6 protein-coding genes and 1 pseudogene are annotated in these 10,236 nt (G+C 57.7%); 3 read left to right on the top strand and 4 right to left on the bottom strand.

What is annotated here, in order from left to right; genetic code table 11:
• Positions 1 to 110, bottom strand: a pseudogene (locus M727_RS43375) (resolvase); the annotation flags it as partial.
• Positions 111 to 303: 193 nt separating this feature from the next.
• Between M727_RS43375 and M727_RS0130190 the strand changes: the two are divergent.
• Positions 304 to 783, top strand: a complete 480-nt coding sequence (locus M727_RS0130190; RefSeq protein WP_036263982.1) for a TspO/MBR family protein — start codon at positions 304 to 306, stop codon at positions 781 to 783.
• Positions 784 to 952: 169 nt separating this feature from the next.
• On the opposite strand, the gene M727_RS38100 is transcribed toward M727_RS0130190, so the two are convergent.
• From M727_RS38100 to M727_RS0130175, 3 genes are all read right to left on the bottom strand, one after another.
• Entirely contained in the window at positions 953 to 1,885 is a 933-nt protein-coding gene (locus M727_RS38100) for a hypothetical protein (RefSeq protein WP_156941684.1), read from the bottom strand.
• A 556-nt stretch (positions 1,886 to 2,441) separates the two neighbouring features.
• Positions 2,442 to 2,849: a hypothetical protein gene (locus tag M727_RS41940; protein WP_027155712.1), complete on the bottom strand. Its 408-nt coding sequence runs from the start codon at positions 2,847 to 2,849 to the stop codon at positions 2,442 to 2,444.
• A gap of 70 nt (positions 2,850 to 2,919) precedes the next feature.
• Complete coding sequence (locus M727_RS0130175; RefSeq protein WP_027155711.1) at positions 2,920 to 3,159, bottom strand: hypothetical protein; 240 nt, start codon at positions 3,157 to 3,159, stop codon at positions 2,920 to 2,922.
• A 140-nt stretch (positions 3,160 to 3,299) separates the two neighbouring features.
• Here M727_RS0130175 and M727_RS0130170 point away from each other — a divergent pair, with 140 nt between their 5' ends.
• Together M727_RS0130170 and M727_RS39375 are read left to right on the top strand one after the other, a co-directional pair.
• On the top strand, positions 3,300 to 4,829 hold the full coding sequence (locus M727_RS0130170; protein ID WP_198032723.1) for a metallophosphoesterase: 1,530 nt from the start codon (positions 3,300 to 3,302) through the stop codon (positions 4,827 to 4,829).
• Positions 4,830 to 4,878: 49 nt separating this feature from the next.
• Positions 4,879 to 8,319, top strand: a complete 3,441-nt coding sequence (locus M727_RS39375; RefSeq protein WP_051505808.1) for a serine protease — start codon at positions 4,879 to 4,881, stop codon at positions 8,317 to 8,319.
• Positions 8,320 to 10,236 lie beyond the last annotated feature (1,917 nt).

Below are 10,236 nucleotides of genomic sequence, written 5' to 3'. Positions count from 1 at the left end.
CCCTCGGCCTCGGCAAAGCGGGCGACCGCGGCACGCTGGGCCTCGATGCCCAAGCCCGAGCGCCCTTGCCGCTGTGTGGAGACTCGAAAGTAGGCGACTGCGCTCGTCATGCTGCTGTTTCCGGGGTGTTCAAACTGCAAACCACCGTTTGCAGTGTGCTCGCCGGCCCCATCAAGGCAAGTTCTTTCTGGTCTTAGCCGGGTAGGCTTTGTCGCCGCGCAACATATGGGTTTGCGACTGCGGCGGTGAAACTTCGCCGACCCCTCCAGCGTTACTGCGTCTCTGTTCAACACAAGGGGCATCATGATCAATCCGGGGACGAGCACGCTTCTTCTCATTCTGGCGGCTATCGTGCCGGTCGCGGCGGCGGCAATTGCCGGCAATCTCGCTACCATTCCCAACGTACCGACATGGTACGCCCACCTGACCAAACCCTCTTTCAACCCACCTAATTGGGTATTTGCCCCGGTGTGGACGACGCTGTACCTGATGATGGCCTATGCTTTCTATCGCGTGCTGAAAGCTAACGCCGACTGGATCAGCTTTGCGGTGGCGATCTTTCTAGTTCAGATCACGCTCAACGCGGCCTGGTCGTGGGTATTCTTTTCATTCCACAGCCCGCGAGGTGGCCTCGTGGTCATCACGCTTCTCTGGCTTGCGATCGTCCTGACCATCCTGGCGTTCTGGCAGATCGATCCGACGGCCTCGATGCTACTTTGGCCTTACCTGTTGTGGGTCAGCTTCGCGGCAGCATTGAACTGGGAAATCGATCGACTCAACTGATTTTGGAATGTGCGACGACCCCCTTGCACTGAGGAGGGCTTGGGGTGGTTTCTTGAAGTTCAGGCCCTAGTACCCGGTGACCTCGGAGCGCGACTGATGTGCCATTCGAGCAAGGCATCCTGATCGTCTTCGTCGTCATCGGCATAGGGTGCCTCGTAGGCGACGCACATCAGCAACTCATGTCTGGCCTGGCCGGATCTCTTTCCCGCTCCGCCTTTGCGAACTCTTCGTCGCTAAGCGAGCCATCGCCGTAGTCGGCGTAGTCTAGGTGCACCCACCCATGCCCCAGCAATTCCATCCCATAATTAACCCCGACAAAACCGCTTACCGGGATCAGATAGGTCCGCACAAACGGGTGGTTTTCATAGCCTGCCTTGATGAATTGCGCGCCAGGAGTGTTTTCGATGAACCACGGCTGGCCGCCGAAATAGCCAAACTGCCTTGAGATGATTTTGCCAAGCAGGCTCAGCGCCACAAGAGGATCCTCGCGCATGGTCGTATAGGTCTCAGGATTGAAGTGAACCGATCGATGCCGCAGCGTTTCCAATTTCAGGAAATTCTCGGCTGCTTCCGGCAGGAGTACATTCCAGTCGGTGAGGATTTCGACGGAGCGCGGCCAATTGTCGAACGAATCCTTGTTGTAGACTTTTCGGTAGTGCAGCGAGGACCTGAAGCTGTCGCGTAGGTCGAGGATCAGGTGATTGAGTATGCGCTCGCCCAATGCGCAAGCGGCGACAAGCGCCGGGTAATACGCTCCCACCACGAAGGCCGAACGTGCCTGCCAATGCATAGAGTTGTGATAGGTTACGAGCGACATGCTTTTAGGGCCAAGGTCTCTCGTATTCTGGATAACGGCGTCGATGTTACCCTCGCCGTGTTCTAGCTTCAGACGCTCGATAGCGCTTGCCCGGTTTTCAAGATGGTTCTTCTTGACGGGTTCATCCCAATGTTCTGCCGGTTCATCGAGGCTGAGCGGCGTTGAGTCAAAGTCGAACGAATACGGGTTGTAACGTCGGCGTCCTCGATCCGCGAGCTGATGATGTAAGGCGTGGTCGTAACCCCCCCTTGGCAAGTCGGCGATCGTGATGCGACGTTGTTCCATGATTTGATCGTAGCCGGGCGATTGGCCCGTGCTCAAGTTATTCGCCCGATCTGCACAAACCGTTTCCAGGTTCGGGAACGATCTGGACGCGAAGACTCCTCGTTGCGCCAGATGCGGACACTTGTGATTTGCAGGGCTAGGGCCAATCCCAGACCTTGGCACCGGTTGGTCAGGTTGTCCGCTTTCGGTCGGCTGGTCCTACCAGCGGACGGTCTGCCGTCAGCCCAATGGGAACTGACCAGCTGATCCAATGGCGAGTTATTTCTGTGCATTCCTCGCTTAGCAGGCTCGCTGCAAACCACCCCCAGCTTCGCATCCGAAAAACCATGTGATTTCAATGGTAGAAAGCTTGGGAGCAAATAGGCGCACTCCCCAGCTTTGGAGAATATCGGCTCATAGAGAGCAAAGAAGGTGCCATCGCTACCATGGCCGGTCTACAGCTTTCGGCCGAAAGCCCGCAGAACTGCGGGGTTTTCATACCGCCACGTCTACTTAGAGAACGTTGTGTAAGAGGTGAGTGGTAGCGGGAAGGGCGCTGAAATCCAACGTTCTCCGCTCAAACCGACTCGCTACCGAGTCCAAGGCTCGGCTTTAGCTCCCTGTCCGCCCAGACCGACGGCGACAGCGTGTAGGCGCCGGTCTGCAGCTCGGACAACTTGCCATGCGCGCTCACGCCGCGGCCTCCGGTATGAGCGTGTCGAGCATGCTGTGGCCGCCAGCCGGCGGCTCTCCGCCATTGCAGGTCACGCTGTCGGGGAGTGTCGCTGACACTGTCTGCCTCCGTTGCAGGTTTTGCCGGCGGAGCGCCGGCGTCGATTGCCGGAGGCTCGGGCCGGGTGACGGCGTCGATCGTCGGTGGCGCGGACCTTGCCGATGCCGGCATGCCATCAAGCTCGAGCAGCGCCGCCGCCAGCTTCTCCTTCGTCGCCGCGTCGTCGACCACGGCGAGCAATTTGTCGATCACGATGGTGATGTTCGGCCCGTTTTGACGTTGACGGCGACGTTGATGTCGTCGAGCTGCGATCGGATCGATGCTAAGCCCCTGCCACCTCTTCCCTGGTTGGCAACGCTGCCTCGATGGCGGCGAGGCGTGAGGGCGCCGCAGTCACCGCCCGCGAGGTCGGCAGGCCGAGACATTTGGACCGATGCCGATGCAGCGAGCCCAGCGCTAGGCCATACCGCCGTGCTATCTCCGACAGCGTGGCGCCGCCGAGCAGCGCCCTGTTAATGATGTTAATGCTGGTATTCGAGCAGATCTGGCAGCGGCGTCCCATGCGACAGCCTTCCTGACCTATTTCCGCAATTGTGTAGACTTTCCGAAAACTTTGGAAGCCCCGGGTGGAGTGATTGGTTGACGATCTCTACCCAACGTCACACACTCGTACTCTTGGCGCCTAGCCGATAGGCAATTCCTGTGCGGAAAGTCTTTATTATTTCTGATCTTCACTTGGGAGGCACCTACCCGGTTTCCGGGGAAGCCGGAGATCGCGGCTTTCGATTGTGCACCCATGCCGACACGATTGTGCACTTTGTCGATCAATTGGCAAAGGAGATGGTTGAAAAGGGGCCGTACGAACTGGTCCTGAACGGTGACACGGTAGATTTTCTTGCCGAACGCGATGGCGACGCCAACGCCTGGTCGCCTTTCACTTCCGATCCGCAGTTGGCGGTCGATAAGTTCAATGCCATCGCTGCAAGGGACCCCCAGGTATTTGCGTCGTTCGGCCGATTTCTAGCCGTAGGGGGCCGACTAACTGTCCTCCTCGGCAATCATGATATTGAGTTGAGCCTTCCTCCAGTAAGGGCCGCGTTGCGCCAAGCGCTCGGCGTCCAGCCGAGTCACAATTTTGAATTCGTCCAGGACGGTGAGGCCTATGTGATCGGCGACGCGCTGATCGAGCACGGAAACCGATATGACTCTTGGAATCAAATCGATTTAGATGCCTTGCGCCGTGTTCGCTCCCTGATTTCGCGGCGGCAGGCGGTCCCGAAACAATACGAATTTGCGCCACCACCTGGCAGCCTATTGGTCACCTCGGTGATGAACGAGATCAAGCTGAAGTATCCGTTTATCGATTTGCTCAAGCCGGAAATTTCCGCAGCCGTTCCTATCTTGCTTGCACTCGAACCAAGCTATCGCAAGCGATTCGGCAACGTTGCCCGGCTTTGGTACTGGACCCGTAGCCACGGCCTTGAGGGTCCCGCGTTGCCGAAATTCGGTGGCGACATTAATGCACCCGTCCAACCGGATCAGCCGTTTGGTCATAGCATCGGGGCCACGGGGGAGTCCGTGGGTATAGGCTCAGCGCAATCGCTTCTTGGTGCATTGAACGAGGAGGAAGCGCTCAAGGGCGTGATCAGAGATGCACTCGGGAATGACTCGACGAATTTTCTCCGCCAGATCGATGACGATTCTAAGCTCAAGGCCGTGCGATCGGTGGCCGGAATGGATGTTGGTGTCAGGGAGACTTTGGATAAGGCGCTCGGTGTCTTTGATCTCGTGTTGGGTTCTGAGTCTGCGCGATTGGAAACACGTTTAGGTGCGTTGCTCAAAGCGATACGCGGCCTGCAGAAAGAAGACACGTTTAATGAGAGCGTGGAGACACTGACGGAATATCTCAATGCGGCACGCGAACTGACCAAAGGCGGGTTTCGCTACGTCGTGTTTGGCCACACGCATCAAGCTAAGTGCATTGAGCTTGACACTGGCCGTTGGTATTTGAATTCGGGGACGTGGGCAGATGTCCTACGCTTTCCGATCGAGATACTTGCCAGTCCCGAAGCAGAAGCGCTCAGCGCACTGAGAAACTTTATCGACGAGTTGAAGCGCGGAGACTTCACGCGTTGGACGCTGTTTCGACCGACGTACGTCCGACTCGACGTGGACGATGCCGGCAACGTGACCGCGGCCGAGTTGTGCACAGTACCGACAGCGGTGCCGTAGCGTTATCCGCTGGCGATGAACGGCTATTACCGATTGCCGAGAGGAAGATATGAACAAGAACATACGCGCCGCAATCGCCAAGATTACGGTTGGGCGTGAAATATCGGTGCGCGGAACCGCTTTCCTGATCGAAAAGAACCTTGTGGCAACGGCGCTGCATTGCGTAGCGGATCACGATGTGGAAGTGCCGTTGGATGGAGATACTCCAAAGTGGCTCGGCACGATCAATTTGGAATTTCCAGGTCATGCCACCACGGCGACGCCGCTCCGTTGGAACTACACGGCCGATTGTGTTCTGCTGAAGTGTGATGGTCCGCCAACATCCCAACCGCTGCCCCTCCAAGCACTGCCGCGCTCACGCGGCCACTGGGAAACATTTGGCTTTCCCAACATGCAACCGCTGGATGGGATCGCGATTGATGGGAGAGTGACCAACCACTCAGGCGAGCTTTATGGCACGCCGGCGATTCAGCTCTACAGCAAACAACTCGCGGCCGGGATCGGCGGCGACCCCAGAGGATTTTCGGGGGGGCCGGTTCTCGTGCGCAACGGAGTAGTCGGTCTGGTACGCTTCGCCCTTGGGCCGGAGGATCGGTCAGTTGCCGGCACCGCCTACGCCTGCCCATCAGAATTCTTGGCCGAACTCGATCCAACGCTCAAGGTTCGGGCGATGCCAAAACGAAAGGTCGGCCCCGGCTCGGTCTTTATCGAAAACTTTACATTTTACAATCGCGCTCCAGACGACCCTGCTGAAACGGCCAGTGGCGAGCCGGTCGGTCCCTGCCCCTATCCAGGGTTAGCGTATTTCGGGCCGAATGATGCGGGTCTGTTTTTCGGACGCGACGCGGCTATCACCAGATTGGTGGAGGCAGTTGGACGGCAGAGTTTCACGGCGTTGGTCGGCGCTTCTGGTAGTGGCAAATCCTCCGTCGTTCTGGCCGGTCTAGCGCCGCGGCTGCACAGCGGGGGCGGCTGGCGATTCAGCCACTTTCGCATTGGTACTGAGTTGGAGCGCGACCCATTCCTGGCCTTGTCGCGCGCATTAGCGCCGCTCTATGTCGCAAGCGACTCCGATGTTGAACGATTGAGAAACACGAAATTGTTGGCAGCCAGCCTGCAGGCCGGCGAGTTATCATTGCGCGACGTATTCGCCGATTGCCGCAGCCGGAACACGGGGCGCCGCATCTTGCTGATTGCGGATCAGTTCGAGGAAGCTTTCACCCTGATCGAAGATGACGCAGTTCGAAACCGATTCATCGATGTTCTACTCGCCGGCTTTCCCGATCCGGCGGCGGGCACTGTCCCAGACATCTGCCTGATGTTGACCATCCGCGGGGATTTCTACGGCCGGGCGCAATACCATCGCCAGCTTAACGATGCGCTGCAGAACCACACGGAAAACCTTGGCCCGATGACGCGGGAGGAATTGCAGGCGGCCATTATCCGCCCAGCGGAGAACGCTGGGGTCGCGTTCGAGCCCGGTCTGGTCGAGACGCTGCTCGACACCGTCGAGAGTCAGCCCGGCGGTTTACCGCTGCTGCAGTTCGCGTTGCGAGAGATGTGGGGACGACAGGAACGCAAAAAGATCACCCGCAAGAGCTACAACCATATTGGAGGCATAAAAGGCGCGCTGGCGCAGCGCGCGGAAGCGGTGTTTCTGCGGTTGACCAAGAACGGCCACGATGCCGCGATGGACAAGGCCTTTCAGCGGCTCTTCACAAGGTTGGTGACCCTAGGTGAAGGTCAGGAGGATACGCGGCGTGTGGTCGAGAAGGCGGAACTGGGTGACGAAGTCTGGGGGCTCGCACAGCGACTGGCTGGAGAGGAAAACCGGCTCGTGGTAACCAATACTTTGACGGCGCGCGAGACCGTTGAGGTGGTGCATGAGGCGTTGATTCACCACTGGCCGAGGCTCGTTGAATGGATCAACCGCGACCGCGACTTCCAGTCTTGGCTGCGCCAATCCAAGTTGACCATCGAGTTGTGGCTGGCTAACCGCGAGGACGAGGGTCTGCTATTGCGCGGCGGCATGTTGGCTCAGGCCAACGAATGGCTAGCAAAGCGGCGCGACGATCTCAGCCAGACTGAGCGGGACTTTATAGAGGTAAGCCTTGCGCTTCGTCAGAAGATGGAAGCGGAAAAGGAAGCACTGCGCCAGGCCGAGATTAGTCGTCAGCACCAATTGGCGGAAGCAGCTACAACACTTGCAATGGTGAAGCAAGAACGGGCTCAACAAGCAATCAAGACTGAGCGCGGGCTGGATTTGAGCCAGCGAGGTTGGGGCGCAATTTTTCCGCAAAACTCGCAATCGAACACGGGTGCGCTGTTGCAGAAACTTCTCGAGCATCGCCGGAACGGAGCGGGCTCAAAGTACCTAGAGCTAGCGTATCGACCCGGTGAGACGGCTCGGCAACTGTTGGCGCGATACGGAGCAGACTCGGGTGCATTGGACCCAATTCCGTACTACCTGCTCATCGTCGGAAGTCCTGAGCAAATTCCTTACTCAATGCAGTATGAACTTGCCATCGATCACGCCGTTGGCCGCATCTTCTTTGAACAACCTGAGCAATACTCAGCTTATGCAGATAGTGTTGTTCATGCAGAAACCGCTACATATTCAGGGTCAGCCACCGCCCTGATATTTGGACCAACGCATGAAAATGATATAACTTCGGAAATGGGTGCCAGATGGCTGCTCGAGCCGGTCACTAGATCATTTGAGGAAGAAAAGCAGAGTTGGACCTCCTTCGACTGGTCTCTGACAAAACTAATTGGAGAGTCGGCGACAAAGTCTCAATTAACAGGTATATTGAGAAGCGGAAAACCTCCCGCGTTGCTGTTTATTGCATCTCACGGATTGTCTTTCTCTAAAGATGATCCCAGACAAAAGGAGTTAGCTGGTGCGATCTTGTGCGCTGAATTCGCGGGGCGGCAGGCTATAACGGAGGATATGTACTTTTCCGCTTTAGATAGCAGTGCGGAGATTGATTTAAAGGGAACAATCGTATTTGCTTTTGTTGGTTACAGCGCTGGTACGCCCCGATTCGATGACTTTGAGGAATACCCGGCTGAAAGACGACGGGAGCTTGCCAACTATGATTTGATGTCAAAGCTTCCCATGCGATGGCTTGGAATTCCTGATCGTCGCGGAGCACTCGCTTTTATTGGGCACGTTGATACGAATTGGGCGTTTTCAATAGAGCCCTTGAAGACAGGACCAACTGAGCCGGCCCGCTATCATGTGCCAAGCCTGTTCACGCAAGCACTTCGACAACTGATGAACGGCTATACTGTTGGACTTGCGATGGAAGGTTTTCGGCGCCGTTTTGCGCTCAACGTTACGTTGCTAGTGTCCGAGCTACTTCCATCGTCGACCGATGAAACTGTGCAACCAAATGCCGCGAGAAGGGCTGCTATCGACATCCGCAACTATGTGATTATTGGTGACCCGGCAGTATCATCGCCGGCCCGCCAAGCAGAATTGCGTTGAGCTGACAGCGCAGAGCTTTTTGGCTAAGTTGCACACAATTCGTGGAAGCGCCCAGACTGGATGTCTGCGTTTGGCGCGATTCGCCTCAACGTCGTTGTCGCCTGAACCGAGTTCGATCCGGCCGCTCGGCGAGCGGTTTTCATCTGGATTTTGCCATTTCCCAGTTCAGTGCCGGGTTTGTCCCGCTGCACTGGGGCGGCGCTGCCACAATCTACACAAGCGGGAGGATGGCGGAGGCGCCCAGTAAGAGGCGGGGCGGCGGCGGGTGGCGCTGGCCATGTACCCCCAACCCCCTTGCGGTGCCGGGATACCGCGCGGCCTTATGCGGGACGGATCGACACCAGCAACAACGCAACAATCGAACCACCTCGTCGCCCCCGCACACGAATGCTGAGCGACCTTCACAGTCCACCCCCGATTTGATCGGAGGCTGGTGGCCGATTCAAGAATTCAGCGTGACAGAATAGCTACGTTCCGTCTGGTAAGAGCGCAGCTATTGATCCAACTCTCTAGGTGTGCATTTTGGGTGGCTGGGGGGCAGGATGGCCAAGGCAAAGGACAGGAAGGCGAAAGCGCGCCGAGCACGTGCGCCGGCAGCCATGAGTTCGCCGAGGATGGCGAAGGCGAGGAAATCGCAGACAGCCGTTCCTCTTAGTCCAACGGCAAGAAGACGAGTGCGCGTAGCCTCCTCGCTCATGGAATACATCGCGGCCAACATCGACAAAGGCGGAACGGTGATTGTCCCTGCGGGCCGGATTATTGCAAAGGATGCGGAAGGGAATAACGCGGCCGTTACTGCCGCCGAGATTGTCGCATTCGTAGAACTATGGAGCGCGCCGGAAAGCTGGCCGAGGTCGAGATGCGGCCCAACGCCTATGTTTTCAGAATCCTCCGAGGTCCTGCTGCGAACACCAAGAGACCTCCAACGAAGGCAAGGTCCTCACGGTCACCTCAGTTGCCAGGTGTAGGGGAAATGATGCGCGCAGTTCTCGCTGCCATCGACGCGGGCCCGAAGCATCATGCCGAGGTTCGAGCCGCAGCGGCCAAGGCTCTAGGCTATTCTGCACCTGCGGCAACGACATAAATATCAGGAGACAGCTTCGAGGGACGTATAGGTCTCTGCATCGAGTACCATAAGACGCTAGGCCACATCGATCGCGAAGCGCGAGCCATCTCGATCCTGCCGCGGGGCCGCACACGGCTTCTGGAAAGCAGGGCCTTCGAAGGGGAAGAAATCCCGAAGAAGTACAGAACCGCAGATAAGTCGTCCAATGCTGCCCGGCAGTCCCCCGCATCGAATGGCGGAGACGTGAGCAGACTTCTGCTTACGATTGCGAACCTTCCTCCGGAGAGGCTGATCGTCCTCTGGTCGAACGCCGTGAAGGTTCTAAGCGACCCCTCCAGAGCGACGGAGCATGAGCGCGCCCGAAAGGCAATTGCCGCGGTCGAGACGGCCTGGGACACGCTCGACTGGAGCAAGGACGAAGAATTCGCGTGGCCGTCTTCAGAAGCGCTGGGTCGTTCCGGAACGTCCACGGTTCCGGAACTGCGGTCCGAGGGTATGCTGTCTTATCTGGAGTGCCGGGTAGGGAAGGCTGCCGGACTTCCCGCAGTCGTCCGGTAGGCGATTCTGGCGCGCGTTCGAAGGGAAACTGCCCCGCGTCTTCGATGCCGATTACATGCGGGCATGGGGAAGTCCCGGAAGCGCACACCGGCTCCGAAAAATGGCCGAGTCCCTGGCTGCGTTTTCACGGAACGCGAAGAGAAGCGACGAGGACCGGCTCGACGAAGCCATCAGACAATGGGAGCAGGACTTGGAATTCCTGCATGAAAGGTACTACGTCGGGCGCTTCGGCTTTGGCTGGCCGACGACCTCGATCAATGATCCAGTTCGGATGCTAGTTCAACGGTAGCTGT

The organism is Mesorhizobium sp. WSM2561, from assembly GCF_000513915.1.
Lineage (GTDB): Bacteria > Pseudomonadota > Alphaproteobacteria > Rhizobiales > Rhizobiaceae > Mesorhizobium > Mesorhizobium muleiense.
The sequence above is the reverse complement of the archived record's forward strand: the minus strand, read 5'-3'. Positions and strand labels throughout refer to the sequence as shown.

Coding starts and splice junctions, on each gene's coding strand:
- M727_RS0130190 (WP_036263982.1), top strand. CDS start 304: ATGATCAATCCGGGGACGAGCACGCTTCTTCTCATTCTGGCGGCTATC.
- M727_RS38100 (WP_156941684.1), bottom strand. CDS start 1,885: ATGGAACAACGTCGCATCACGATCGCCGACTTGCCAAGGGGGGGTTAC.
- M727_RS0130175 (WP_027155711.1), bottom strand. CDS start 3,159: ATGGGACGCCGCTGCCAGATCTGCTCGAATACCAGCATTAACATCATT.
- M727_RS39375 (WP_051505808.1), top strand. CDS start 4,879: ATGAACAAGAACATACGCGCCGCAATCGCCAAGATTACGGTTGGGCGT.